Source organism: Desulforadius tongensis (genome assembly GCF_016907915.1).
Lineage (GTDB): Bacteria > Bacillota > Desulfotomaculia > Desulfotomaculales > Desulfohalotomaculaceae > Desulforadius > Desulforadius tongensis.
Genome location: NZ_JAFBCW010000006.1, coordinates 29374 through 53863, shown reverse-complemented (window position 1 = coordinate 53863; position 24490 = coordinate 29374). Strand labels below are relative to the sequence as shown.

General features: G+C 51.6%; 26 protein-coding genes. 20 read left to right on the top strand and 6 right to left on the bottom strand.

The genetic code is table 11. The features are described from left to right. Nucleotides 1–21: 21 nt before the first annotated feature. The 3 genes from JOC37_RS03545 to JOC37_RS03535 all read right to left on the bottom strand — a co-directional run bounded on the left by JOC37_RS03545 (nucleotide 22) and on the right by JOC37_RS03535 (nucleotide 4265). The gene (locus tag JOC37_RS03545; protein ID WP_204616119.1) at nucleotides 22–1554 is read right to left on the bottom strand and encodes a YifB family Mg chelatase-like AAA ATPase; all 1533 of its coding nucleotides are present in this window, start codon (nucleotides 1552–1554) and stop codon (nucleotides 22–24) included. A 71-nt stretch (nucleotides 1555–1625) separates the two neighbouring features. Beyond that, on the bottom strand, nucleotides 1626–2267 hold the full coding sequence (locus JOC37_RS03540; protein WP_204616248.1) for a phosphatase PAP2 family protein: 642 nt from the start codon (nucleotides 2265–2267) through the stop codon (nucleotides 1626–1628). Between the two features lie 357 nt (nucleotides 2268–2624). Beyond that, on the bottom strand, nucleotides 2625–4265 hold the full coding sequence (locus JOC37_RS03535; protein ID WP_204616117.1) for an HD domain-containing phosphohydrolase: 1641 nt from the start codon (nucleotides 4263–4265) through the stop codon (nucleotides 2625–2627). Nucleotides 4266–4408: 143 nt separating this feature from the next. Here JOC37_RS03535 and JOC37_RS03530 point away from each other — a divergent pair, with 143 nt between their 5' ends. The 17 genes from JOC37_RS03530 to cobD all read left to right on the top strand — a co-directional run bounded on the left by JOC37_RS03530 (nucleotide 4409) and on the right by cobD (nucleotide 19606). After that, complete coding sequence (locus tag JOC37_RS03530; protein WP_204616116.1) at nucleotides 4409–4756, top strand: hypothetical protein; 348 nt, start codon at nucleotides 4409–4411, stop codon at nucleotides 4754–4756. Nucleotides 4757–5074: 318 nt separating this feature from the next. After that, nucleotides 5075–6130 (top strand): nicotinate-nucleotide--dimethylbenzimidazole phosphoribosyltransferase, encoded by a 1056-nt coding sequence (gene cobT, locus JOC37_RS03525; RefSeq protein ID WP_204616114.1) that lies wholly within the window; start codon nucleotides 5075–5077, stop codon nucleotides 6128–6130. A 96-nt stretch (nucleotides 6131–6226) separates the two neighbouring features. After that, nucleotides 6227–7606 carry a cobyrinic acid a,c-diamide synthase CobB gene (locus tag JOC37_RS03520; protein WP_204616112.1) on the top strand — a complete coding sequence of 460 codons (1380 nt, stop codon included), beginning with the start codon at nucleotides 6227–6229 and terminating at the stop codon, nucleotides 7604–7606. A gap of 7 nt (nucleotides 7607–7613) precedes the next feature. Then, complete coding sequence (cbiD, locus tag JOC37_RS03515) at nucleotides 7614–8738, top strand: cobalt-precorrin-5B (C(1))-methyltransferase CbiD (RefSeq protein ID WP_204616110.1); 1125 nt, start codon at nucleotides 7614–7616, stop codon at nucleotides 8736–8738. After that, complete coding sequence (cbiE, locus tag JOC37_RS03510; protein WP_204616108.1) at nucleotides 8723–9352, top strand: precorrin-6y C5,15-methyltransferase (decarboxylating) subunit CbiE; 630 nt, start codon at nucleotides 8723–8725, stop codon at nucleotides 9350–9352. The genes cbiD and cbiE overlap by 16 nt, the downstream gene beginning before the upstream one ends. Next, complete coding sequence (gene cbiT / locus JOC37_RS03505; protein WP_204616106.1) at nucleotides 9345–9944, top strand: precorrin-6Y C5,15-methyltransferase (decarboxylating) subunit CbiT; 600 nt, start codon at nucleotides 9345–9347, stop codon at nucleotides 9942–9944. Before cbiE ends, cbiT begins: the two co-directional genes overlap by 8 nt. 93 nt (nucleotides 9945–10037) lie before the next feature. Next, nucleotides 10038–10778: a precorrin-4 C(11)-methyltransferase gene (cobM, locus tag JOC37_RS03500; protein WP_204616104.1), complete on the top strand. Its 741-nt coding sequence runs from the start codon at nucleotides 10038–10040 to the stop codon at nucleotides 10776–10778. Further along, nucleotides 10762–11817 (top strand): cobalt-precorrin 5A hydrolase, encoded by a 1056-nt coding sequence (locus JOC37_RS03495; protein ID WP_204616102.1) that lies wholly within the window; start codon nucleotides 10762–10764, stop codon nucleotides 11815–11817. The genes cobM and JOC37_RS03495 overlap by 17 nt, the downstream gene beginning before the upstream one ends. Further along, entirely contained in the window at nucleotides 11712–12518 is an 807-nt protein-coding gene (gene cobJ / locus JOC37_RS03490; RefSeq protein ID WP_204616101.1) for a precorrin-3B C(17)-methyltransferase, read from the top strand. The genes JOC37_RS03495 and cobJ overlap by 106 nt, the downstream gene beginning before the upstream one ends. Continuing rightward, nucleotides 12515–13312 (top strand): precorrin-6A reductase, encoded by a 798-nt coding sequence (cobK, locus tag JOC37_RS03485; protein ID WP_204616099.1) that lies wholly within the window; start codon nucleotides 12515–12517, stop codon nucleotides 13310–13312. Before cobJ ends, cobK begins: the two co-directional genes overlap by 4 nt. 88 nt (nucleotides 13313–13400) lie before the next feature. Then, complete coding sequence (locus JOC37_RS03480) at nucleotides 13401–13775, top strand: sirohydrochlorin chelatase (RefSeq protein WP_204616097.1); 375 nt, start codon at nucleotides 13401–13403, stop codon at nucleotides 13773–13775. A gap of 32 nt (nucleotides 13776–13807) precedes the next feature. Continuing rightward, nucleotides 13808–14461, top strand: a complete 654-nt coding sequence (locus JOC37_RS03475; protein WP_238480730.1) for a precorrin-8X methylmutase — start codon at nucleotides 13808–13810, stop codon at nucleotides 14459–14461. Beyond that, complete coding sequence (locus JOC37_RS03470; RefSeq protein WP_238480729.1) at nucleotides 14454–15980, top strand: cobyric acid synthase; 1527 nt, start codon at nucleotides 14454–14456, stop codon at nucleotides 15978–15980. The genes JOC37_RS03475 and JOC37_RS03470 overlap by 8 nt, the downstream gene beginning before the upstream one ends. After that, nucleotides 15973–16926, top strand: a complete 954-nt coding sequence (cbiB, locus tag JOC37_RS03465; protein ID WP_204616096.1) for an adenosylcobinamide-phosphate synthase CbiB — start codon at nucleotides 15973–15975, stop codon at nucleotides 16924–16926. Before JOC37_RS03470 ends, cbiB begins: the two co-directional genes overlap by 8 nt. Before the next feature lie 2 nt (nucleotides 16927–16928). Then, nucleotides 16929–17672: an adenosylcobinamide-GDP ribazoletransferase gene (gene cobS, locus JOC37_RS03460; RefSeq protein WP_204616094.1), complete on the top strand. Its 744-nt coding sequence runs from the start codon at nucleotides 16929–16931 to the stop codon at nucleotides 17670–17672. Then, nucleotides 17657–18523 (top strand): GHMP family kinase ATP-binding protein, encoded by an 867-nt coding sequence (locus JOC37_RS03455; RefSeq protein ID WP_204616092.1) that lies wholly within the window; start codon nucleotides 17657–17659, stop codon nucleotides 18521–18523. Before cobS ends, JOC37_RS03455 begins: the two co-directional genes overlap by 16 nt. A 12-nt stretch (nucleotides 18524–18535) precedes the next feature. After that, on the top strand, nucleotides 18536–19606 hold the full coding sequence (cobD, locus tag JOC37_RS03450) for a threonine-phosphate decarboxylase CobD (RefSeq protein WP_238480728.1): 1071 nt from the start codon (nucleotides 18536–18538) through the stop codon (nucleotides 19604–19606). A gap of 10 nt (nucleotides 19607–19616) precedes the next feature. Here cobD and JOC37_RS03445 read toward each other — a convergent pair whose 3' ends face one another. Genes JOC37_RS03445 through JOC37_RS03435 form a run of 3 tightly spaced genes read right to left on the bottom strand, consistent with a single transcriptional unit; the run spans nucleotide 19617 to nucleotide 21043 of the window. Further along, on the bottom strand, nucleotides 19617–20096 hold the full coding sequence (locus JOC37_RS03445; protein ID WP_204616090.1) for a DUF456 domain-containing protein: 480 nt from the start codon (nucleotides 20094–20096) through the stop codon (nucleotides 19617–19619). Between the two features lie 22 nt (nucleotides 20097–20118). After that, nucleotides 20119–20772, bottom strand: a complete 654-nt coding sequence (locus JOC37_RS03440) for an SdpI family protein (RefSeq protein ID WP_204616088.1) — start codon at nucleotides 20770–20772, stop codon at nucleotides 20119–20121. Beyond that, nucleotides 20762–21043 (bottom strand): autorepressor SdpR family transcription factor, encoded by a 282-nt coding sequence (locus JOC37_RS03435; protein WP_207754878.1) that lies wholly within the window; start codon nucleotides 21041–21043, stop codon nucleotides 20762–20764. The genes JOC37_RS03440 and JOC37_RS03435 overlap by 11 nt, the downstream gene beginning before the upstream one ends. A 193-nt stretch (nucleotides 21044–21236) precedes the next feature. On the opposite strand from JOC37_RS03435, the gene JOC37_RS03430 reads away from it, so the two are divergent. The 3 genes from JOC37_RS03430 to JOC37_RS03420 all read left to right on the top strand — a co-directional run bounded on the left by JOC37_RS03430 (nucleotide 21237) and on the right by JOC37_RS03420 (nucleotide 24231). Then, nucleotides 21237–22055 (top strand): lipoate--protein ligase family protein, encoded by an 819-nt coding sequence (locus JOC37_RS03430; protein WP_204616086.1) that lies wholly within the window; start codon nucleotides 21237–21239, stop codon nucleotides 22053–22055. Between the two features lie 81 nt (nucleotides 22056–22136). After that, complete coding sequence (locus tag JOC37_RS03425) at nucleotides 22137–23537, top strand: MurT ligase domain-containing protein (protein WP_338017332.1); 1401 nt, start codon at nucleotides 22137–22139, stop codon at nucleotides 23535–23537. Next, nucleotides 23509–24231, top strand: coding sequence for a type 1 glutamine amidotransferase (locus JOC37_RS03420; protein WP_204616084.1), 723 nt, complete (start codon nucleotides 23509–23511; stop codon nucleotides 24229–24231). Before JOC37_RS03425 ends, JOC37_RS03420 begins: the two co-directional genes overlap by 29 nt. Nucleotides 24232–24490: the final 259 nt, after the last annotated feature.

The window sequence follows — 24490 nt, the reverse complement described above, 5'->3', positions numbered from 1 at the left end:
AACCGTATCTGCAAATACTTATTAAAACAAATTAGCTTCCAGCCGCCGGTACTGCAGTGCTTCGGCCATGTGTTCTGCGGCAATGGTTTCGCGGCCGGCTAAATCGGCGATGGTTCTGGCGATTTTTAATATTTTGTCGTAACTGCGGGCTGACAGCTGCAGCTGGGTAAAGGCTGATTTTAATAATTCCCTGGCCCGGGGAGAGGTAATGCAGTGTTTTCGTACCAGTGGGCCGGGCATCTGGGCATTGCAGGATACAGCTTTATTTTTAGAAAACCGCTGCCGCTGAATGTTCCTGGCCTGTTCCACCCTGGCTTTTATAACGGCAGAGGGTTCTCCCGGTGGGGCATTTTCCAAATCGCTGTACTCCACCCGGGATACCTCAATGTGTATATCAATGCGGTCTAACAGCGGTCCGGATAAGCGGCGCAGGTAGCGCCGTATTTGATGGGGAGTGCAGGTACATTCCCTGGTGCTGTCACCGTAAAAGCCGCACGGACAGGGATTGGCACTGGCCACCAGCATTATTTGGGCGGGATAGGTCAGTGAAGACTGCACCCTGGTGATGGAAACGATGCCGTCTTCCAGCGGCTGGCGCAGTGACTCCAGTACATCCTTGCGGAACTCTAAAATTTCATCTAGGAAAAGTATGCCGTGATGGGCCAGGCTGACTTCACCCGGCCGGGGAATTCGGCCGCCGCCGATCAAGCTGGCTGCCGAAGCGGAATGATGAGGGGCGCGAAAGGGACGCTCGGTAACCAGGGCTTGATGGGGTTTCAACCGGCCCGCCAGGCTGTGTATCTTGGTTACTTCTACCGCTTCTTCAAAGGTGAGGCCGGGCAGTATACCGGGCAGGCGGCGGGCCAGCATGGTTTTGCCGGAACCGGGGCTGCCCACCATTAAAATGTTGTGACCGCCGGCGGCGGATACTTCCAGTGCCCGCTTGACGGCCATTTGCCCTTTAACATCGGCAAAGTCCGGCAGCGGCCGGGAGCTGCCGGCCAGCAGCTTTTGGGCCTCCACCCTGTGGACGGTAAGTTCTTCCTCACCTTTTAAAGCCGCCACCAGTTTATTTAAACTTCCTGCCGGGTATATGTCAATCCCCTGCACCAGTGCTGCTTCACCGGCGTTGGCTGCGGGGACAACCATCTTTTGGTAGCCCTTATCCCGGGCCGCCAGCGCGGCGGGCAGGGAACCGCTGACCTCTCTGATGGTACCGTCCAGTGACAGTTCCCCGATGAAGATATACTCCGAGCAGCTTGTAATATCAATTTGACCGCCGGCGGCCAGTATGCCTATGGCAATGGGTAAATCGTACATTGGCCCTTCCTTGCGAATATCTGCCGGGGCAAGGTTAACGGTAATGCGTTTTACCGGAAATTCAAAACCGGAGTTTTTTATAGCTGCCCGTACCCTTTCTTTAGATTCCCGCACCGCGGCATCGGGCAGCCCCACCAGGTCAAACCCCGGCAGCCCGGTGGAAACATCAATTTCCACTTTGACAATCACGCCTTCTAATCCCTGCAGCGCGATACTGCTAATCATGGCCAGCATACAAATATCCTCCAAATGTTGGCGATATTTGTATATTCTAGTATAGATTTGCTTTTACCTGCCGGGCATCTTTAAATATCCATGTAAATTTCCAATTTCTTTTTCATGGTGGCTAAGGGGTAGGAGTTTCTTAACCACAGTAAGACAGCACTGGTGGGGAAGTAATGTACCAATCTGAAAACGAGATCTCCCAGCAGTATGGCTGATATTACATCTAATATAACGTGCTGCTTAACAAACAGCGTCGATAAAATAATTACTGCCGCGGTAAAACTGATAATTGTAGTATTAAAAGTGTTTTTGACGGTGGAGTTGTTGATACCCTTTATCATTAAGAAACTGGTTAGACAGTGAATGCTGGGAAAACAGTTAAAGGGCTGGTCGGAGCTGTAAATATACATCACCAGTAATGCCAGCAGGTCTTTTCCAGCCACCTCCGGTCTGGGCACTGTTGTTTGATATGTATAGTAAATTATGTAACAAATTATCAGGCCTAAATTTAAAGCAGCTAAAGTATGAAAATAAATTTTTTTATCCCGCAGACACAGGTAAAACAATGTAAAAAATATAAAGGGATACCAAATTATGTACGGCAGAATAAATATCTTTAAAAAGGGGATTGCTTTATCTATTTCTGTGATCATGCTGTGTGCTCCCCTGGCGGAGTTGTTCAGCAGCGCGTAAAATATGTTTGAAACAGGTATGGAGAGCATGAAACTCAGTGGAATAAGGTGCTTGTTAAATTTTTTTACCACTTCCTGGTTCCCCCCTTTAATGTATTTTAGTTAATTTATATTCCGGAACAAAAACCTTATATCTTAATGTATAGACATTTATAAGACGTATATAAGACGTAAAAGGCTGCTCGAAGGTAACAAAAAAGGTTGGTTAATCTAGGAAAAATAATTGTGCACTGAAATAATCTTTTAGAAGGTAAAAAAACTGCGCGTTGGGGGAATGCTCGAGCTTATTAGATATTATAGTGATTTGTGCCAATGATTAGCAAGATAAAATTTGCAATTTAGTGCTGGGGCATATTAAAAGCCCTGGCCTTAAGCCAGGGTCAGTAATCAAGGGGCGGTGGACATGATTTTTTTATTATGAATCAGCGGCAGATCATTCCTTTGATAACTGTTGAAAATATCTTCCGCCTCCTGCAGAAATTTGTCCAAATTAATTTCTCCATACCGGTACAGCAGTAAATCTATGAATGAATCTACCACCGTGGGATGAAACTGCCTGCCCTTTTGTGCTTTGATTTCTTTTAAAATTTCACTGCTGCTGATGGCTTTTCGATAGGGCCTGTTAGAGGCCATGGCATCTAAAGCATCTGAAAATGAAATTATGGCGGTGGCAATATCCCGCTGCTGAATACCATTGGGATATCCCTTTCCATCGTAACGTTCATGGTGGTTTTGTACACAAGCGGCCAGTTTGGCAATGGGCCCCCCTGCTGTGCGCAGCATGTCCGCGCCGATGAGTGGATGCTGCTTTATTACTTCATATTCATCATCGGTTAACCGGCCCGGTTTTAATAAAATTTCGTCCGGGACAGCGATTTTACCAATGTCGTGGAGCAGCGAAGCCTGGAAAATTTTAGTGATTGTATCGCTGTCTAAATTCATATAACTGGCCAGTACAGTGGAGTAAACGGCCACCTTTTGCGAGTGGGACGAGGTGTATGAATCCCGGGCATCCACTGCCGACGCCGCCAAAGAGAGGGTGTTGTTAAAACTGTTCTGCAGCTGGCTGTACAGCAGGCGAATCTGTTTGGTTTTTTTGTCCACCTTGTTTTTTAAAAGAGCAGAGTTAAGAAAAGCAACATAGGCAATGGTGGATAAAATAAACAGCAGGCTGCCGATGACGGTATTCAGCTGGTGAAAGTTTCTCTGCAGCGAAACGCCAAAATATTTATTATCCAGGTAGTGGAAAATATTTTCTGAATCTAAACTTCTAAGAGCCTTAGTTAATATACCGGCCAGTACTTCGTTATCTCTGCTGCAGGCCATGGCATAGGCCGGCTGGGGAATATCCAAAGTGGTGACGTTAAACCGGTCTGCCATTCCGTACTTATGGATCATGTAAACGGCTGTGGGCTGAAGCTCCAGCCAAATGTAACTGTCATCTTTTTTTAATAATTCCACCGCCTGGGCAATATCGGAAACCACATGATATGAATTAATGCCATTGGATTTAAGCAGTTCTTCGGTGGAATAATCTTTGACCGCTATTATGTTATAACCGGCCGCATCCTCCAGGGAATGTAATTTTTTGATTTTTTTACTTTGTACCATGCTGTAAGATACCTGCATATAGGGTTCGGTAAAGGTGTAGTATTTTTTCCTGTTCTCGGTTATTATAATACCGGAGATAACATCGCTTTGCTTACTTCTAAGTGCCTTGACAGCATCCTGCCAGTGCATTTGACGGATTACTACATCTACATTCAGTTTGGAAAATTTCAGTTCTAAAAATTTTAATAACTCCTGTTCATAACCCATTGACCGGCTGCGATCCGGGGAGTCAGCATAAGAGAAGGGGGGGAAATTACAGTCGCCGGTAAAACGTATAACCGGGTGTTCTTCTAAATACTTTCGTTCCCTCAATGTCAGGTTGTATGGAAAGGGGATAAAATACTGGTAAAAAGAAATTGCTATGATACTTATTACAACTAAGTAGCTAAGTGATGAATAGATTATTGTTTTTTTCACTGTAAACCATCCCGCAGTAATTTTGGAAATTATTTTTATTGATAATGGATTTTCTATACGCTGTTAATTTATCCTTTTAAGAAAAATAAAAAAATTAAATTTTATGTATATTTTTTTAGGAAAATAGAGGATAAAAATGGTAAATGTCAAAAATAGATTTTAATTGTAGAAGGGAAGTGATTGGTATCAGCAGTAATATAACGGCAGAGGAATATTTGGCGGCTTTAATAGAAGTTTACCGGGGATATAAGGTTGCTGTACCCCATATCGATGCAGAGCAGGAAAAAAGTTTATTAAAGGATGTTTTGTCCTCGGCCATTAGGTTCGCTGACAGCCAGCAGGCCATGCAGGCCATCAGTGAAGAATTGTTCAGCTGTTTTCAAGGTAACTGCAGCTTTGAGCAGCAGGTGGAGCTGGCTCAAAAACAGCCCCCGGGTATATTAAATGCCAAAATGACCGCGGCGGCCTATGTAATGAAAATATTAAAGTAAGAAGATACTTAAAGTGAGTGTTCGAAAAGGAGTGCAAGAGACACGAGAAGTTCAAGGCGGCAAAGGCTTTGAGGAGCGGAGCGTATGCGAAAATACGTGAGCACCGCAGAAGCCGAGCTAACGCAGAAATTCGAAGTGGATATGGTGCGGACTTTTCGAACATCCTCTTGAAAAGAATTTTGGGGGAAATTAAAATATAGCTACAACTGGGGATGATGGCAGAATTCCCGGCTTTTTTGGGCTGGGAATTTTCTTGTTTTATTTAAGCGGCTGTTTAATTTAAGAGGTTTTAAATAAAGTTTCGGGAGGGCGTTGTCATTGAGTTTGCTGCAGGACACTGTTGGGAACATTAAACCGCTGGATACTAATGCCATGCAGAAAGTTAAGGAAAGGCTGGACAACTTGACTAAGCCCGTTGGGAGCCTCGGTGCCTTAGAAGATATGGCTGTGAGGCTGGCCGGTATTCAGCGCAGCGTTAATTTAGATGTGGGCTCCAAAGCGGTGGTGGTATGTGCCGCTGACCATGGTGTGGCAGAAGAGGGCGTCAGTGCCTTTCCGCCGGAAGTGACGGGGCAGATGGTAATTAATTTTTTAAATGGAGGGGCGGCCATTAATGTGTTGTCCCGGGCGGTGGGAGCCAGTGTGGTGGTGGCAGACGTGGGGGTAAACGGTATTCCCGTTAATCATCCCGATTTAATCAATATGCGGGTAAAAAACGGCACCGACAACTTTACCCGGGGGCCGGCCATGAGCAGGGCGGAAGCGGTGGCGGCGCTGGAAGCCGGTATTAAACTGGCTCAGCAGCAGGTACAGCGGGGCACTAAGGTATTGGCCACCGGTGAAATGGGTATCGGCAACACCACTGCCAGCAGTGCGGTGCTGGCCGCTATCTCCGGGCTGTCACCGGATCAGGTAACCGGCAGGGGCACGGGGGTAAGTGACCGCTCACTGGCCGTTAAACGGGATGTAATTGCCAGGGGCTTGGCTGTAAATAACCCTGACCCGGAGGACGGGATTGACGTGCTGGCCAAGGTGGGAGGATTGGAAATCGGTGCGCTGGCCGGGTTGATACTGGGCGGTGCCGCTTTCGGAGTTCCGGTGGTGGTAGACGGGTTCATTTCCGGTGCTGCGGCACTGGTGGCGTATAAAATAGCTCCCCGGTGTAAGGATTATATGTTTGGTTCCCACCTGTCGGAAGAACCCGGCCACCGGGTGATGGTGGAAATGCTGGAATTAAAGCCTGTGCTGCGCATGGGTATGAGGCTTGGCGAAGGAACCGGGGCGGTGCTGGTTTTCCCGCTGCTGGATGCGGCTGTGAAGGTGTTGAAGGAAATGGCCACCTTTGAAGAGTTGGCGGCCCAAACTTTAAAATAGCCCCCTGGGCCGCTTTGCGGCACCGTTTGGAAATGAATTTTGTACAGGTGAACATCGCCGGTAGGTTTTTATTAACTGGCTTTGGGAGGGTTGTTGTTGTATATACCGCGCTTTGTAGTTGCCGGAACCCACAGTGGGGTGGGTAAAACCACCGTCAGCTTGGGTTTAATGGCCGCCCTGCGCCGCCGGGGACTGTCCGTGCAGCCCTTTAAAGTGGGGCCGGACTATATTGATCCCGGCCTGCACCGGGTGGCTGCCGGCTGTTATTCCCACAACCTGGACAGCTGGCTGTGCCCGGAACCGGAACTTAAAACCACCTTCGCCCGCTATTGTGCCGGTGCACAGGTGGCGGTGGTGGAAGGGGTGATGGGTCTATATGACGGAATGCGGTATCAAGGGGAACTGGCCAGCACAGCCCAAATTAGTAAAATTACCGGCACCCCGGTGGTCTTGGTTGTGTCTGCCAGGGGGGTGGGCCGCAGCCTGGCAGCCATGGTAAAGGGTTATTTAGAATTTGACCCCAAAGTAAACATGATAGGAGTGGTTGTCAATCAAGCCGGCAGCCGCAGCCACGCCGAACTGCTGCGGCACAGCATAGAAGAAGAACTGGGTGTACCGGTGCTGGGGGTGCTGGCCAGACACGGGCAGCTTGAAATACCCGGCCGGCACCTGGGTTTGATGCCGGCGTCAGAAATGCCCGGTTTACCCGGCCGGCTGGAACAGCTGGCGGGGATTGTGGATGAAGAAATAGATATAGACCGGCTTTTATCCCTGGCCGGTAAAGCGCCGCCGCTGGACTGCGAACTGCCGGGTTGTGATCCGGTGGTAAGGGATGTTACCATAGCGGTGGCCATGGATGAGGCTTTTAACTTCTATTACCAGGATTCACTGCACTACTTAAAAGAACTGGGTGCCGGGCTGGTTTATTTTAGTCCCCTTAATGATACTGCCCTTCCCCAACCGGTGAACGGCATTATTTTGGGGGGCGGTTTTCCGGAAGTGTTTTTACCCCGTTTATCCGCTAACCGGGCGATGAGAACAGAATTAAAAAGCATGGCCCGCCGGGGAGTGCCCATTTATGCCGAATGCGGCGGGTTCATGTACCTCTGCAGTGATATTTATGGTATGGACGGCATAAGTTACCCCGGTGTGGGTTTAGTACCGGGAACGGTGAAAATGCAGAATAGCCTGTCTGCCCTGGGCTATGTTACCGGTAAACTGCAAAAAAACTGTCTGCTGGGCAGGGCGGGAGATTTGATAAAGGGGCATGAATTTCACTGGTCAACGGTATCGGGTTTATCTCCCGGCCATGCTGCCTACAGTTTACAGGGGGGCAGGGGGCAGGACGGGCGCCGGGATGGTTATACCCTGGGTAATTTGTTCGCTTCATATGTGCATATACACTGGCGGGGCAATCCCGGGGCAGCTAGAAACTTTTTATTAGCCTGTGCCAAATATAAAGCGGGAGGACGGTAGCTTTTAAATGATTAAAGACAGTACAAACAGCGGTACAAATAAAAAATTGCGCACTGGTTATACCACCGGCACCTGCGCCGCTGCGGCCGCCAAAGCCGCGGCGCTGGCATTGTTTAGAGGTGAAAAGCCGCCCGCGGTCAGTGTGGATTTACCCGGCGGGGGCAGTGCCCGGCTGCCGGTGCGGTCGCTAATATTAAATGATGGGTTTGCCCGGGCTGCGGTGATAAAAGACGGGGGTGATGACCCCGATGTTACCCACGGCTTGGAAATTTGGGCTGCAGTGTACCCGGCCTCCCGGGGTATTACTGTTACCGGCGGCACCGGGGTGGGAAGGGTTACTAAACCGGGCCTGCAGGTGCCGGTGGGAGAATATGCCATAAACCCGGCCCCCCGCCGGATGATAACCGCGGAAGTGCAGAAAGTTCTTCCCGCCGGTAAAGGAGCTAAAGTGGTAATCAGCGTGCCCGGGGGTGCAGAGGTTGCTAAACGCACCATGAACCAGCGGCTGGGCATTGTGGGGGGAATATCCATTCTAGGTACCGGCGGAATTGTGCGCCCCATGTCTGAAGATGCTTACCGCCGGTCGCTGGTGCCGCAGATTGATGTGGCACTGGCCCAGGGATACCGCCACCTGGTTTTAACTCCCGGCCGCATGGGGGTTAAAAGGGCCGGTGAAATGGGTATTCCCGCTGAATGTGTGGTGGAGACCAGCAACTTTATCGGTACCATGCTGGAAGAGTGTGCAAAACGTAAAGTGCCCGGTGTTATTATACTGGGTCATTTGGGTAAACTGGTGAAGCTGGCCGGGGGGATTTTTCATACCCACAGTAAAATGGCTGACGCCCGGCGGGAAATACTGGCAGCTCACGCTGCACTGCACGGGGCAGATTATAAACTGGTGCGGCAAATTATGGAGTTGAATACCGTAGACCAATCGGTTGAACTGCTGCGTAAAAATGGCTTGATGAAAGTTTTCTCATCCATAGCCGGTGCTGCCGAGGAGCGGTGCACTCTGTTTTGTTATCACAGCATGGAAGTGGGTACCGTGATATATTCCATGGCTGGTGAAGTGGTGGGCTGCAGCAGAACAGCCAGAAAAATCGGAGGTGTGATGGGATGGCAAATACCATAGCGGTGCTGGGAGTGGGGCCGGGCAGTGCTGATTATCTTACTCCCGCCGCAGCCAGGCATATATCTGAGGCGGAAGTGCTGGTGGGTGCCTGCCGTTTGATAAAAACCTTTGCCCAACCGGGACAGAAATGCTATACCATCACTGCCGATTTGCAGCAAACTATCCGTGTTATCAAAGAAGAGAGCCGGCGGCATAAAGTGGCGGTGCTGGTTTCCGGAGACAGCGGGTTGTACAGTTTTGCCAGCTGCTTAACCAAACATATTGATGGCAAGCAGTTAGAAATAATCCCCGGCATCAGCCCGGTGCAGCTTTTATTTGCCCGGATAAAAAAACCGTGGCAGCAGGCGGTAATAATCAGCATGCACGGCAGGACAAGCGGTGAATTAATTGAACTGGTAAAAAGAGGACGGCTGGTGGCGGTACTCACTGATAAAAATAACACCCCCCAGGCCATTGCCCGGTGGCTGCTGTCCAGCGGCTGCCCCGATGCCGGGGTGACGGTGGGGTGTAATCTTTCTTATGATGACGAACGGATATACTCCGGCACTCTCAGCCAGCTGTGCCGCTGTAATGACCGGTTAAATAACAGTGTAATGGTGATCGGCGATGCGTGATATTTGGCCCTACAGTACGCCGGGAATACCGGACCGGTTATTTGTGCGCCGGGAGGGGGTGCCCATTACCGCCGCCGAAATAAGAGCGGTGGTGCTGTCCAAACTGCGGCTTTGTGCCGGTATCACCGCCTATGATGTTGGTGCCGGCAGCGGTTCGGTGACGGTGGAAATGGGTCTGCAGGTGAAGGATGGAACGGTATATGCGCTGGAGTGTAAACCGGATGCCCTGCTGCTGGTTAAAGAAAACACCGGGCGTTTTGGACTAAAAAATGTGAAAGTAATTGCCGGAGACGCGGCACAGGTGATGGCAGAACTACCACCGGCCCACCGCATTTTTATCGGCGGCAGCGGAGGAAAACTGGCAGAAATACTAACGGGAAGCCATAATAAACTTCTGCCCGGCGGCATACTGGTGGCCACTGCGGTGACGCTGGACACAGCCCCCGTAGTGCGGCAGTTTTTGGCACAGAACGGGTATCAAGACATAGAAGTGGTGTCGCTAAACCTGGCCAGAACGGCCAAAGTGGGCCGGGTCAACCTGTGGCGGGCCAATAACCCGGTGCAAATTGTATCCGGTATAAAGTGTGATTAAAGTAAAACCTTTCTGGGTACCGGCATTCGATCCGGGTAAGGCGAATATGCCGGGCTTAGCAGGATACCGTTTTTCAAGGTAGGTGGAATAATCTTGGTCTACATTGTGGGAGCGGGGCCGGGGGATCCGGAACTGCTGACGGTGCGCGGCCGGCGCATTCTGCAGCAGGCGGATGTGGTGATATACGCCGGGTCGCTGGTTAACCCCGCTATATTAAACGTCTGCCGCCCCGGGGCCAAACTGGTGGACAGCGCTCCATTGACCCTGGAACAAATAATTACCGAAATTGCCCGGGCCCATGAACAGGGGCTGTGTATTGTGCGTTTACACACCGGTGATCCCTGCTTATACGGGGCCATTGGAGAACAAATGAAAGAACTGGATAAACGGCAGATTCCCTACCGGGTAATACCGGGAGTCAGTTCCTTTTCCGCTGCTGCTGCGGCATTAAAAAGAGAATATACCGTGCCCGGTGGTTCGCAAACGGTGATTATCACCCGCGCCGCCGGCCGTACCCCTGTGCCGGATAGCGAAAGGCTGCAGGCGCTGGCGGCCCACCGCTCCGGTATGGCCATTTTCCTTTCCGCCGGCCTGGCGGGTAAAGTACAGCAGCAGCTTTTGCAAAACTACCCCGGCGATACCCCGGTGGCACTGGTGTACAAAGCTTCCTGGCCGGAGGAAAAGGTTGTACAGGGGCGGTTGGATCAACTGCAGCAGATGGCAGAGGAGAACAATATTAAATCCACCGCCTTAATACTGGTGGGGGAATTTCTGCAGAAAACCGGCCGTTCTAAATTGTATCACCGGGACTTTACCCATGGTTACCGCCGTTGACATTGGCGTGCTGGCCCTTACCTCCGGCGGGGCGAAGCTGGCCGCAGAACTGGCACCGGAACTAAAGGCCCGGGTTTACCTGCCCCAAAGGTTAAGGGATCGGCTCAATGAAACCGGCAGTATTACCTATTTTGAAAACTGGAACGGCTGCGTACAGCAGGCCTTTCAAAAGCACCGGGGGCTGGTTTTTATCATGGCTGCCGGAATAGTGGTGCGCACGCTGGCCCCGCTGCTGGGCAGCAAACATACTGACCCGGCGGTGGTGGTAATGGATGAAAAGGGACAGTTTGCCATCAGTCTATTGAGCGGGCACAGGGGCGGGGCCAATGAACTGGCCGGCCGGGTGGCTGATATTTGCGGTGCTGTGCCGGTGATTACCACCGCCACCGATGTGCGGGGTAAAGCGGCGGTGGATGTGCTGGCAGAAAAACTAAATTGTACCCTCCGGCCGCTCAAGCGGGTAAAATACTTCAACCGCCTGCTGGCAGAGGAAGAATATGTTGAACTGTACAGCCAGTGGCCGCTGCCCGGTGATATGACCGCGGGAATGCGGGTGCGGCACTGGCGGGAGGTTGCTTCCGCCGGTAACTTTCCCTCTGTAATTGTCAGCAACCGGGACATTGAGGTGGAGGGAGAAGATTATATTTTACTAACTCCCCGCAACCTGGTGGTGGGAGTGGGGTGTCGTAAAGGTATTTCTGCCGCTGAAGTTATCAGCGCCGTTAGGGATACCTTTCACCTTTACAAACTGGCCCTGCCGGCCATTAAGACTTTAGCCTCGGTGGAAATAAAAAAACAGGAGCGGGGCTTAATTGAAGCGGCGGAACATCTGCAGGTGCCGCTGCGGTTTGTCAGCAGAGAAGATATACATAACCTGGCCGGATGTTACCGGGAATCGGAAATAGTAAAACAAAAGATAGGAGTGGGAGCAGTATGCGAACCTTCGGCCATTCACGTCAGCCGGGGCAAATTGCTGGTGCCGAAACAAAAAATGGGCCGGGTGACGGTGGCGGTGGCAGAGCAGCCGTTACAGTGGTAGGTTTGGGTCCCGGCAATGAAAACTGCCTTACCCCGGAAGCACTGCAGGCTGTCAGGCAGGCAGACGTGGTGGTGGGTTATAAAACGTATATCAACCTGATAGCCCACCTGGTGGCAGACAAAGAAGTGATTTCCAACGGTATGAGAGCCGAAATACAGCGGGCCCGAAAGGCGGTGGAACTGGCTGCCGGCGGCAGAAAAGTGGCAGTGGTATCCAGCGGAGACCCCGGGGTGTACGGCATGGCTGGTTTAGTGCTGGAAGTTGCGGCGGGAAAAGTGCCGGTGGCGGTGGTGCCGGGCCTTACCGCCGCCACCGCGGCGGCGGCCTCACTGGGGGCGCCGCTGATGCATGATTTTGCGGTGATTAGTTTAAGTGATTTGCTCACTCCCTGGGAAACCATTGTAAAAAGGCTGGAAGCGGCGGCCGGTGCCGATTTTGTCATCGTGCTGTACAATCCTAAGAGCAAAGGCAGGCAGCGGCACCTGGCCGGTGCCCGGCAGGTGATACTGCGCCACCGCAGGCCGGACACTCCGGTGGGCATTGTACGCAGCGCCCGCCGCGGGGAAGAGACCAGAGTGATAACCACCCTCTCAAACATGCTGGAGCACCGGGTGGACATGCTCAGCACGGTGATAATTGGCAACTCCCAAACCGTTGTGGAGAACGGCTATATGATAACCCCCCGGGGGTACAAACTGTGATCCTGGTGCTGGCCGGAACCACCGAAGGCAGGCAGCTGGCGCTGGAACTGCAAAAAAGGGGATATCCCGTGGTGGCGTCGGTGGCCACCGATTACGGTGCTTCTCTGCTGTACCGGGCGGGGGTGAAACAGGTAATACGCGCCCGCCTTACGGGTACACTTTGGAATGAAACACTGTCTGCCCACCGCGTGTCTGTGGTGGTGGATGCCACCCATCCTTACGCGGTGGAGGTAAGCAAACAGGCCATGGAAGCCTGTTCCGGCATGAATATACCGTATATAAGGCTGGAGAGGCCGCCGGCACAGCTGCCCGGGCATCAGCTGGTGCACAAGGCCGCTGGTTTGCCCCGGGCGGTGGACCTGGCCTTTGCCATGGGGGAGACCTGCTTTTGCACTTTAGGCAGCAAACACCTGGAATACATCATGGAAAAGGCCGGGGAAAGAAGAGTACGGGTGGTGGCCAGGGTACTGCCGGATCCCCAAATAGTAGCCAAGTGCATCGATTTGGGCATTGAAAAATCAAACCTAATTGCCATGCAGGGACCGGCCAGCCGGGAAATTAACAGGGCCCTGTACAAATTTTACAGGCCATCGGTGGTACTGACTAAGGAGAGCGGTGTTAACGGTGGCTTGGAAGAAAAAATAGCCCCCGCCCTGGAACTGCAGATACCGGTGGTGGTGTGGCAGCGGCCTAAACTGGACTACCCGGTAAAGTTAAGCAGTATAGAAGAAGTGCTGACAAGACTGCATGGAATTATTGGCGGGAACGGTTTAAACGGCACCATCAGGGAATGAAAACTCCGGCAGCTATTTGCAGAAAGCGAAGGTTACAAAAGCCGCCGGCTCAGCAGGATAACATTTTTCAGGGTAGGAGAGATAATCAATGAAAGAGGCAGTGCTGTTGCTGGCTCACGGCAGCCGCCGGGAAGAAGGCAACACCCAGGTAGAAAAAATACTGGAACAAGTGAAAAAAAGAGACCCGAAAGAACGGCTCTATGAAATATGCTTTTTAGAATTTGCCCGTCCCACTCTGGCCGAAGGGGTAGAAAAAATGGCTGCTGCCGGGGCGGAAGTAATAATAGTGGTGCCGCTGTTTTTAGTGGCCGGCAACCACGTGCGGAAGCACATACCGGATTTGTTACGGCAGCAGAGGGAAAAACACCCCGAAATAAACTTCATACTTACCGGCCACCTGGGTGCCCATTCCAACCTTGCCAATGTAATTATTGATTTGATAGAAGACGGGTCAAAAAATTAAATAAAGGGCAACCGGTAGAGTAGGTGAATATATTGACAGAAAAAGACTGCTTCAGTGAAATAATTTGGGACCCCCAGACCATAGAAAACACCAGCATGGCCGAAATTGAAAAACATATCGGTGCACTGCAGCTGGATGAAGGACAAAGGACCGTTGTGAAGCGGATAGTGCATACCACCGGTGACCTGAGCCTGGCGGGCAAAGTAAAATTTCACCCCCGGGCTGTGGAAGCCGGCCTGGCGGCACTGGCAGCCGGGGCCAGGGTATTTACCGATGTAAACATGGTGCGGGCGGGAATTAACTTGAAAAAACTGCGCCGGTACGGCGGTACCGTTTGCTGTGCCGTTCACCGCCCGGAGGTGGCCGAAGCGGCCCGGAAAATGGGCATTACCCGCAGCGCCGCTGCCATGCGGCTGTACGGCCCGCAGCTGAACAATCAGCTGGTGGCCGTGGGCAATGCCCCCACCGCGCTGTTTGAGGTGCTGCGCATGGTACAGCAGGGCACAGCGGTACCGGCCCTCGTCGTGGGTATTCCGGTGGGCTTTGTGGGTGCTGCCGAATCTAAAGCACTTTTAACCAAATTTAATGTTCCGTATATTACCCTGCCGGGCACCAGGGGAGGCAGCCCGGTGGCGGCAGCGGTGGTCAACGCCTTGATATACATGCTGGAGGAGAAAAATGGATAGTAAAGCAAAAACCATCATGCTCCAGGGCACATCATCCCATGTGGGTAAAAGCCTGCTGTGCACCGCCCTGTGCCGTATTTTCAAGCAGGACGGCTACAGGGTGGCCCCCTTTAAAGCCCAAAACATGGCGCTGAATTCCTTTGTGACGGCGGAGGGGGATGAAATTGGCCGGGCCCAGGGGGTGCAGGCTGAAGCCGCCGGGGTGCCGGCGGAGGCCAGAATGAACCCGGTACTGCTTAAACCCAAGGCGGATATGGATGCCCAGGTGATAGTAATGGGCAAACCCCTTGCTGATATGAGTGCCAGGGATTACCGGGCCCGTTTTTTGCCCCGGGCGGTAGCTTTGGTACAAAATTGCATTGATGAGCTGCGCCGGGATTTTCATATCCTGGTGATAGAAGGGGCGGGCAGCCCTGCCGAAGTGAACCTGAAGGATAAAGACATAGTGAACATGAAAACGGCAGAACTGGCTGATGCCCCGGTGCTGCTGGTGGCAGATATTGACCGGGGCGGTGTATTTGCCTCGCTGGTGGGCACTTTGGAACTTTTAGCGCCCCACGAGCGGGAACGGGTGGCGGGATTTATTATCAATAAATTCCGCGGTGATATCAGCCTGCTGCGCCCCGGTTTGGATTTTTTGGAACAGCGCACCGGGAAGCCGGTGCTGGGGGTAATACCCTACCTGCACCGGCACGGTGTGGACCAGGAAGATTCGGTGGTGCTGTCTGAAAACCCCGTTTACCGGAACAGGCAGGGGGATATCGATATAGCGGTGATAAAACTGCCCCGTATTTCTAATTTCACCGACCTTGACCCGCTGTTTAAGGTGCCGGGAAACGGCGTGCGTTTTGTTGAACCGGGGGAAGAACTGGGCCGCCCCGATGTGATAATTTTGCCCGGCACTAAAAATTCTGTGCTGGATATGCAGCGGTTGTGGCAAACCAATACTGCCCGGGACATTATTTCAGCCTATCACAACAGGGTGTCTGTGGTGGGTATCTGCGGCGGCTACCAAATGCTGGGGCAGGTGCTGCTGGATCCGGAGGGCCTGGAGGGAACCGGGGAAGAAAAAGTGCCGGGGTTGGGCCTGCTGGATATGGAGACGATATTTAAACCCGGTAAAATTACCAGGCAGGTGCAGTGTGTTGTAAAAGGCAGCGATGACTTTTGGCATCAGCTGCAGCAGCAGAGGGTTAAAGGATATGAAATACACAGCGGTCACAGCCGCTACGGCGCCTCCTGCCAACCGGTGCTGGTGTCGGGGTCCGATATTATTGGCGTAACTGCCCCCGGCGGCCGGGTGTGGGGAACCTACTTGCACGGCATTTTTGATAATAAAAATTTTACCCTGGCCTGGATCAACAACCTGCGCCGCAGCAGGGGTCTGCCGGAAATTAATTCCCGGCAGGTAGGCACAATGGACCGGGAAGCAGCGTACGATAAATTGGCGGACCAGGTGCGCGAGCACCTGGATATGAAAAAACTGTATCAAATTATGGGAGTTAACAGGCATGATTAAGTTAATTGCCGGGGCGCTGCTGCTGGATTTTCTGCTGGGCGACCCCCACTGGCTGCCCCACCCGGTGGTATTGATGGGCAGATTAATACTGCGGCTGGAGGGTTTACTGCGCCGGGTGTTTAAAAGCAGCACCGGGCAGTATTTTGCCGGTGTGATTATGGTGCTGGTAACGGTGGGCAGTGCCTTTTTTATTACCTGGCAGTTGATTTTTTGGGCCTTCAGGTTAAATAGTTACCTGGGGTGGACGGTGCACCTGCTGCTGTTATTTACCACCCTGGCGGTAAGAAGCCTGCACCAGCATGCCCTGGCGGTGGCTGAGCCCCTGGCGAAAGGAAATATTGCAGAGGCCCGCAGGCAGCTGGCCAAAATTGTGGGGCGGGATACAGATAATCTTTCGCCCCGGGAGGTGAGCCGGGGAGCAGTGGAAACGGTGGCCGAAAATACGGTGGACGGCATTATCTCGCCGCTGTTTTATGCCTTCATCGGCGGGGCGCCGCTGGCCATGGCTTATAAAGCGGTAAACACGTTGGACTCCATGATTGGTTACCGGGATGAGAGATACGCCAGGCTGGGTTGGGCTGCGGCCAGGCTTGACGACATTGCCAACTACCTGCCGGCCAGAATAACCGGTTTGATCTTCCTGTTAATTTCACCCTTTACCCCCGGCGGGTTCAAAGGTACCTATACAGCACTGCGAAGAGATGCTGCCAAACACCCCAGCCCCAACAGCGGTATTCCCGAAGCGGCGGTGGCCGGGGCGTTAAAAGTACAGCTTGGCGGCACCAATTACTACCGGGGTGTGGCCTCCCACCGGGCGCTGATGGGAGAAAACCTGGAGGCTTTGGGAGTGCAGCACATTCACCGGGCGGTAAAACTGATGTATGCGGTGACGGCAGCTGCTGCCGGGCTGGGCTGGGCAGTGACAATAATTATCAGAGGTGTATAAATGTGCGCGGTTTAATTTTAGCCACCGGATTTTTAACGGTGCTGCCGGTGGGGAGAAATATCCAGGCTGCGGAAAGAGATATCGGCCGCTCCCTGGGCTGGTTTCCAACGGTGGGATTAATCTTAGGCGGTATAGCGGCGGGCTGGTGCTATATACTGCATTTAATTGGCCTCAACCTGGCGGCGGATGCGGCGGCAGTGCTGTCGCTGGTGATACTGACCGGGGGACTGCACTGGGATGGTTTGATGGATACGGCAGACGGCCTGCTGTCATACCGGGAGAGAGAGCAAATGCTGGCCATTATGAAAGACAGCAGCGTGGGGGCCATGGGTGTACTGGCAGCGCTCTGTGTTTTGCTGCTCAAAATAGCCTTTGTGTTTGAAATTCCCATGCCGGACAAGCTGCACTGCCTTGTTCTGGCCCCGGTGATAAGCAGGGCATCTATGGTGTACAGCATCACCGGTTTTCCCTATGCCAGAAAAAAAGGTACCGGCAGCATTTTTGCTCACCATGCCGGAAAAAGTCAACTGGCGCTGGCGGCGGTAACCGCTGCTGCTGTTACCGCTTTACTGTACCGGCCGTGGGGACTTATTTTACTGGCTTTAGGTTTCGGGTTTTCGCTGCTGGTATCCCGGTATGTGTGCCGCAGGCTGGGCGGTTTAACCGGTGATGTGTACGGTGCGGTTACCGAACTGACCGAGGCGGCAGTGATAATAATGGGGGCGCTGGTGTGTCAGCTGTTTTGACGGGGTCTGCCGCTGCCCCGGGCACCTGCGGCGAGCTGGTACAGGGAACGGTGAAGGGGCAGCCTTTATTAATCAGCTGCCCGGTAAACATATATAGTGAAATAAGCATCCGGCTGCACAAAAAATACCCCCGGTGCAGTGGATTTAAAAAGATGGATACCGCCCTGGAGATATTGTTAAAAAAGAAGGGGTTTGGTGAACTGGGGTGGATAATAACCAGAAACAGCCGGCTTAAGCCGGGCAAAGGAATGGCCAGCAGCACTGCCGATATCGCCGCCGCGCTGGCGGCGGCGGCCAGAGCGCTGAATTTTCATATCAGAGCAGGAGAAATTGCCCGGATAGCGCTGCAGGTGGAACCCAGCGACGGCATAATGTTTAACGGTGCCTGCCTGTTAGATTATAAACAGGGGCGTATCTGTCAGCCCCTGGGCAGCCCGCCGGAGGCGGACATAATCCTGCTGGACCCTGGGGGGACGGTGGATACCGTTTCTTTTAACCGGCGGCCAAATTTAAAATACTTAAACGAACTTAAAGAGCGGGAAGTTAAGCAGGCGCTGGATTTGGTATGCCGGGGTATAGAGTGCCGGGATATAGAAATGATCGGCCGGGGCAGTACCATCAGCGCGCTGGCCAACCAAAAGCTGCTGCCCAAAGAAGAACTTCCGGAGGTGGTCCGCTGGTGCGGGCAGCTTGGTGCTGCCGGGGTGGTAATTGCTCACAGCGGTACGGTAATGGGCCTGATAATGCCCGGGGAAATTACCGCGCCGGAGGAAGCGGCGGATTATATAAGGAAGAAGAAACCCCACTGGAAAATAAAGTTGGTAAAACTGACCGCCGGTGGAGTGAAATGAGGGAGAGAAAACATGTGCACAGAAAATATGCATGGGGGAAATATTTGGGCTGCTGCCCGCCGGTATAACCGGAAACCGGAGAATTTTATTGACTTCAGTGCCAATATCAACCCGCTGGGGCCGTCGCCCTTGGCGCTGGAAGCGATGCGTAAGGGAATCAGCCTGGTGCAGCATTACCCGGACCCGGATGCCCGGGATTTAAAAATAAAGCTTTCCCGTTATCTCGAAGTGCCGGGGGAAAACTTACTGCTGGGCAACGGCGGGGCGGAAATAATCTATGCCCTGGGCAGGGCGTTAAATCCCCGCAGGCTGGTGCTGCCGGTGCCCACTTTTAGCGAATATCGGCAGGCGCTGCCCCGGGTGCCGGTGAAGTTTATACCGCTGCCCGCCGGCAGCGATTTTGCTTTACCGGTTGATCAAATAAAAAGGATCATGCAGCCGGGGGATGCTGTATTTATCTGCAACCCTAATAATCCCACCGGTTACCTTGTCTCCAGGGGAGAATTGCTGCCGCTGGCCCAAAGGGCTTTTGAAACGGGGGCTGCATTGGTGGTGGACGAAGCCTTTATGGACTTTACAGGCCGTAAAGAAACGATACTGCCGGATGTTTTAAGCTGCTGCAGCGCGGCAGTGGTGGGATCACTGACCAAGTTTTTTGCCCTTCCCGGGCTGCGTTTGGGGTACCTGACGGCGGAAAAAACGCTGGTGGAAAAAGTATCCCGGCAGCTGCCGCCCTGGCGGGTAAACACCCTGGCCCAACTGGCAGCACAGGCTTCCCTGGAAGACCGGTCATATATTAGTAAAACTTTGAAACTTATCAGTAAAGAAAAAGAATTTTTATATCAAGGGTTGGCGGGGGTACCCGGGCTGCATCCTTACCCGCCCCGGGCCAACTTTATTTTGGTCAACTGTTCTGGTACGGGTAAAACAGCAAAAGAAATTAGAGACCGGTTGGCTGAAAAAAATATTTTAATCCGGGTGGCTGATAACTTTATCGGATTGGATCACTGTTATTTTCGGGTGGCGGTTCGCCGGGAAAAGGAAAACCGGCTGTTATTAAAAGCCTTAAATGAAATAGTTTAGCACTTTCCTTTTAAAATATCACCAGTAAAAACCATGCTATCATGGCCATTTCAATAATCATTTTGACCACAGCACCGCCGGCAAAGCCAATTAAAGTGCCGATGCCGCTTTTTACCGCCTGCTTAAAGGGCTGCCGGGCTATTAGTTCTCCCGTCACGGCACCTAAAAAGGGCCCTAAAATTACTCCCAGCGGTCCCAGGGTTAATAATCCCACCAGCCCGCCAATTATGCTGCCCCAGACGGATGCCTTGGTACCGCCGTAGTACTTTGCACCTACCGCCCCGGCAAGGTAATCCACTGCAAATACAAGTATCAGCAGTACTGCCTGGCCGATCCAAAAACCGGTGCTGAAAATTTCAAAGCCGTCTATCAAGCCGTAAACAACGATACCCAGTATAATCAGCGGGGCCCCGGGCAGCAGGGGAATTACCGTTCCTGCCAGCCCGGCGAGCATAATAATTAAAGCCGTTATTAAAGCCAACCAGTTCATAAAATCACCTTATAGCATGGGATTATTTTGATACCTGAACATATAAAAAATATGAGTAGACCGTTGTTACTAACAAAGGTACTAAAATTCCTGCCATCATGATGATAAAACCCGCCACCGGGGGAGTGAGAGCACCTGCCAAGGCTATCAAACCGCCAATGACCATTAATTTTCCCGCCAGGCGGTGCGTTTTGATCCATACTTCTTCACTGGCCAGTGTCCAGGGCACCCTTATGCCGATAAAATAGTTGGGCCTAATTTTTCCCATATAATTACCTAAGGCAATAAACAGCACCGGGATAAAAATACGCGTTAATAAACCGATGTTAATGCTGTACCCCAGTGCGGATAAGAGGGGCAGTAATGTGACACCCATCATGATTAATACCAGTATGGTTCTTATTTTAGCATAACTGGAGCCGAATTTGCTGTAATTATATTTTTGAGGATCAATTTGAGGCATAACGGTCATTAACACATAGATAACCAGGGGTAAAAGCGGCATTACCAGTGCCACCACCGACTTGTGGGAATAACCGTCCACTTCACCCCGGATATTCCAGTGACTGGGCACCTGATCCGGCAGTGCCGGATAAAAAGAGGCGCAGACACCCCAAAAGATAATGAGCGCCAGCACTGTAAGCCAGCTGAACTTCATGTTAAATTTACCGGTCATTTATATTCCCCCTTTTTTCCAACAGGTTGACAAACCAGCTTAAAACTTCGTCTAACACAGTGGTGTTTAAAGAGTAATAAATGTATTGGCCCCTTCGTTCATCCAGCACTAAGTCAGCATTTTTCAGCACATTCAGGTGATGAGAAACACTGGGGCGGGAAATGTTAAAATGTTCGGCAATTTCCCCGGCGGTTAAATCCTTATCCCGCAGCATTTTTAATATTTCCCTTCTGGTACTGTCGGATAACGCTTGAAATGTTTTCTGGATCATTACTGGTATCAGCCCTTCTTAGATATTTAGAAACTTATCTAATTATCTACATTATAAAGGTTCTTTTTTTAGAAATCAAGCTGGTGCCGGGCCCAGCACTATATTTTCGGGGTTTTTAGATTAATAAATATGGAGTATACTGAAATAGTACTAATTTAATTATCTGGAAGCAGAAGGCCGGGTGATAATGTAAATGAAAGAAACAGCATGGCGATTTATCGAAACAGATCCCCTTGATGCCTATACCAATATGGCGGTGGACCACGCCATATTGGAAAGTGTGGCCGCTGGAAAGTCGCCGCCAACCATCAGATTTTACCGCTGGCACCCGCCGGGGATAACCATTGGTTATTTTCAGAAAATCAATAAAGAAATTGACCTGGAAGCCTGCCGGAGAAAGGGGATAGATGTGGTGCGCCGGCTTACCGGTGGACGGGCTGTACTGCACCGGCATGAGCTGACATACAGTGTAATTGCACCGGAAAATCACCCGCAGGTGGCCGGTACAATTTTACAATCCTACCTGGCCATCAGCAGGGGACTGCTGGCCGGGTTGAAAAACCTGGGAGTGGAAGGCCGGATGGTTGAGGGAGCGGAAACACACCGGCAGAGTACCGCCGCCTGTTTTGACGCTCCATCCTGGTATGAATTGGTGGTCAATGGCAAAAAGTTAGTGGGCAGTGCCCAAACCCGCAAACGGGGGGTGCTGTTACAGCACGGTTCCGTATTGATTAAAGCGGACGATGATTTGTTATTCAGCCTGTTGAATTTTTCCAGTGAACAGGTGCGCCGGGCTGCCAGGAAAAGATTTGCCGGCAAAGCCACCTGCCTGGCAGCGGAAATGAATTACCAGCCCCCTTTTCACCGTGTGGCAGAGGCATTTAAAGCTGGATTTATGGAAGGTTTAGAGATACAATTATTTGATGGCGAGTTAACCGGTTTGGAAAAAAAACGGGCCGGAGAACTGGTGGACAGTCAATACCGCACCCGGCAGTGGAATTATAAACGATAAGTATAATGGATAGAATTAACATTAGAAATCAGCAGAAATTAATCCTTTAGTAAACTTTAGCAGCAGGGGAGGATATAGGGAGTGCGATTATGCCTGTCTGCCGCCGTTATAGGCGGCAAAATATCTTCAATGATCAGTAAATTGGCCGGCGGCAGGGGGTCGTCTCTGCCGGGGGTGGTGGCCCGGCGTATTTACCCCCACACGCTGCGCAGGCTGTCTGCCCAGGGAAATAGGGGAATTATTATGGTTACCGGTACCAATGGCAAAACCACAACCAACAACATGATTGCCGGTATACTGCAGGCAGGGGGACACAGGGTGATTTATAACCAGGAAGGAGCCAACTTAATTACCGGTGTTACCGCCTGTTTTATACGTTTTTCCACCCTTACCGGCCGGGTTAACTTTGATTATGCCTCGCTGGAAGTGGATGAAGCTTCCTTTCCCAAGGTGGTAAAAGAAGTGCGGCCGGAAATTGTGGTGGTTACCAACTTTTTTCGCGACCAGTTAGATAGATACGGAGAACTGGATAAAACTGTTCAGGTGGTAAAACAGGCCCTTAAAGAACTGAAAGATGTAACCCTGGTTTTAAATGCCGATGACCCGCTGGTGGCCCAGCTGGGACAAGCCACCGGCCATAATGCGGTATACTATGGCCTGGCAAAGCAGGAAGGTATGGAACGTACGGTTGCTCAAACCAGGGAATCCCGCTTTTGCCCCCGGTGCGGAGAAGAACTGCAATATAATTACTATCATTACAGTCAGCTGGGTGATTACAGCTGTACCCGGTGCGGCTTTAAACGCCCCCGGCCCGATGTTGAAGGCACCGGCGTCAGCACCACCATTGACGGCCTTCGCGCCCGGGTGTGCTGCGCCGGGGACTGTTACACAATAGCAGTGCAAACCGCCGGTTTTTATAACCTGTACAATGCCCTGGCCGCCTTTGCCGTGGGTCGGCTGCTGAACATAGAGCTTGCCACCATTCAATCGGGGCTGGAAAGGTATAAACCGGCCATTGGGCGGATGGAACGTTTTCGCTACCGGGGTAAACCGGTGTTTTTGAACCTGGTTAAGAACCCCACCGGTTATAACGAGGGATTGGCCACACTGCTGTCGCTGCCCGGCAGCAAAGATGTCTTTTTAGCCCTCAATGACAATGCTGCCGACGGGCGGGATATTTCCTGGCTGTGGGATGTGGATTTTGAAATATTAACCAGGCACCTGGAAGATTTACAAAGCTTTACCTGTTCCGGAACCAGGGCGGAGGAAATGGCCCTGCGGTTAAAATATGCCGGGGTGCCCACCGGTAAAATTACCGTGATACCGAGTTTGGAAAATGCCATTACCGCGGCGCTGCAGGGAGAAGCGCGAACCGCTTACTTATTTGCCACCTATACCGCTCTGTGGCCTTCCCAGAACATACTCTGCCGCCTGGCAGAAAAGGAGGAACACCATGCTGTCGGTATGCCATCTGTATCCTGATTTATTAAACCTTTACGGCGACCGGGGAAATGTGATAGCTTTTTTACAGCGCTGCCGCTGGCGTGATATTCCGGTACAGTTAATAGAGCTTAACGCCGGTGAAAGTATTGATTTTAACCGGGTGGATTTTTTGTTCCTGGGGGGCGGGTCGGACCGGGAGCAGAATTTAATGGCTGCAGACCTGGAAAAACATAAAGAATCACTGCGCGAGGCCATAGAAGACGGGCTGGTGGTATTAAGCATTTGCGGTGGGTACCAGCTGCTGGGGCAGTATTACCGCACGCCCCGGGGCGAAGAGATACCGGGCCTGGGAATTCTGGATCACTATACGGTGGCCGGCGAGAAGAGATTAATTGGCAATGTGGCCATAGAGATGAACCTGGATGGCCAATCCATTAAAGCCACCGGCTTTGAAAATCACGGCGGTCAAACATATTTGGGCAGTGTAGAACCCCTGGGTAAAGTGCTGGCCGGTTACGGCAACAACGGTAAAGACGGCACAGAGGGAGCCCGGTATAAAAATGTATTTTGTTCATACCTGCACGGCCCTCTACTGCCTAAAAATCATCAATTTACCGATTATCTTATTAAACTGGCTTTGCAGCGCCGGGGAATAGATAAACAATTAACCCCTTTAGATGACAGCTTTGAAAAAAGTGCCAATAATACAATGTTAAACCGGCTGCTCAAATAAACTGCGGGGCTTATTTGGCCCCTGCACCTCCGGAAGCACCTGTGTAAGCAGGTGCTTTGGGCTTTAATGTGAGCACGTTCACATATAAATAATTGTATGATTTGAATAATTTTCCTTATGAATTATTTTCCTGCAGCCGTTATTTATAAGCCTTTATCTATTTATTCTCAAATTAAAATTTTATCTGATTTTATTAAATTTTGGTTCACAAAACCCGCTTATTATAGTATTATATAGAAAAATTAGTTCGTAATTTCAC

Excerpts from the sequence above, each read along its gene's own strand:
- JOC37_RS03545 (WP_204616119.1), bottom strand. The coding sequence starts at position 1,554 with ATGCTGGCCATGATTAGCAGTATCGCGCTGCAGGGATTAGAAGGCGTG.
- JOC37_RS03540 (WP_204616248.1), bottom strand. The coding sequence starts at position 2,267 with ATGCTCTCCATACCTGTTTCAAACATATTTTACGCGCTGCTGAACAAC.
- JOC37_RS03530 (WP_204616116.1), top strand. The coding sequence starts at position 4,409 with ATGTCAAAAATAGATTTTAATTGTAGAAGGGAAGTGATTGGTATCAGC.
- cbiD (WP_204616110.1), top strand. The coding sequence starts at position 7,614 with ATGATTAAAGACAGTACAAACAGCGGTACAAATAAAAAATTGCGCACT.
- cbiE (WP_204616108.1), top strand. The coding sequence starts at position 8,723 with ATGGCAAATACCATAGCGGTGCTGGGAGTGGGGCCGGGCAGTGCTGAT.
- cbiT (WP_204616106.1), top strand. The coding sequence starts at position 9,345 with ATGCGTGATATTTGGCCCTACAGTACGCCGGGAATACCGGACCGGTTA.
- JOC37_RS03495 (WP_204616102.1), top strand. The coding sequence starts at position 10,762 with ATGGTTACCGCCGTTGACATTGGCGTGCTGGCCCTTACCTCCGGCGGG.
- cobJ (WP_204616101.1), top strand. The coding sequence starts at position 11,712 with ATGCGAACCTTCGGCCATTCACGTCAGCCGGGGCAAATTGCTGGTGCC.
- JOC37_RS03480 (WP_204616097.1), top strand. The coding sequence starts at position 13,401 with ATGAAAGAGGCAGTGCTGTTGCTGGCTCACGGCAGCCGCCGGGAAGAA.
- JOC37_RS03470 (WP_238480729.1), top strand. The coding sequence starts at position 14,454 with ATGGATAGTAAAGCAAAAACCATCATGCTCCAGGGCACATCATCCCAT.
- cbiB (WP_204616096.1), top strand. The coding sequence starts at position 15,973 with ATGATTAAGTTAATTGCCGGGGCGCTGCTGCTGGATTTTCTGCTGGGC.
- cobD (WP_238480728.1), top strand. The coding sequence starts at position 18,536 with ATGTGCACAGAAAATATGCATGGGGGAAATATTTGGGCTGCTGCCCGC.
- JOC37_RS03445 (WP_204616090.1), bottom strand. The coding sequence starts at position 20,096 with ATGAACTGGTTGGCTTTAATAACGGCTTTAATTATTATGCTCGCCGGG.
- JOC37_RS03440 (WP_204616088.1), bottom strand. The coding sequence starts at position 20,772 with ATGACCGGTAAATTTAACATGAAGTTCAGCTGGCTTACAGTGCTGGCG.
- JOC37_RS03435 (WP_207754878.1), bottom strand. The coding sequence starts at position 21,043 with ATGATCCAGAAAACATTTCAAGCGTTATCCGACAGTACCAGAAGGGAA.
- JOC37_RS03430 (WP_204616086.1), top strand. The coding sequence starts at position 21,237 with ATGAAAGAAACAGCATGGCGATTTATCGAAACAGATCCCCTTGATGCC.
- JOC37_RS03420 (WP_204616084.1), top strand. The coding sequence starts at position 23,509 with ATGCTGTCGGTATGCCATCTGTATCCTGATTTATTAAACCTTTACGGC.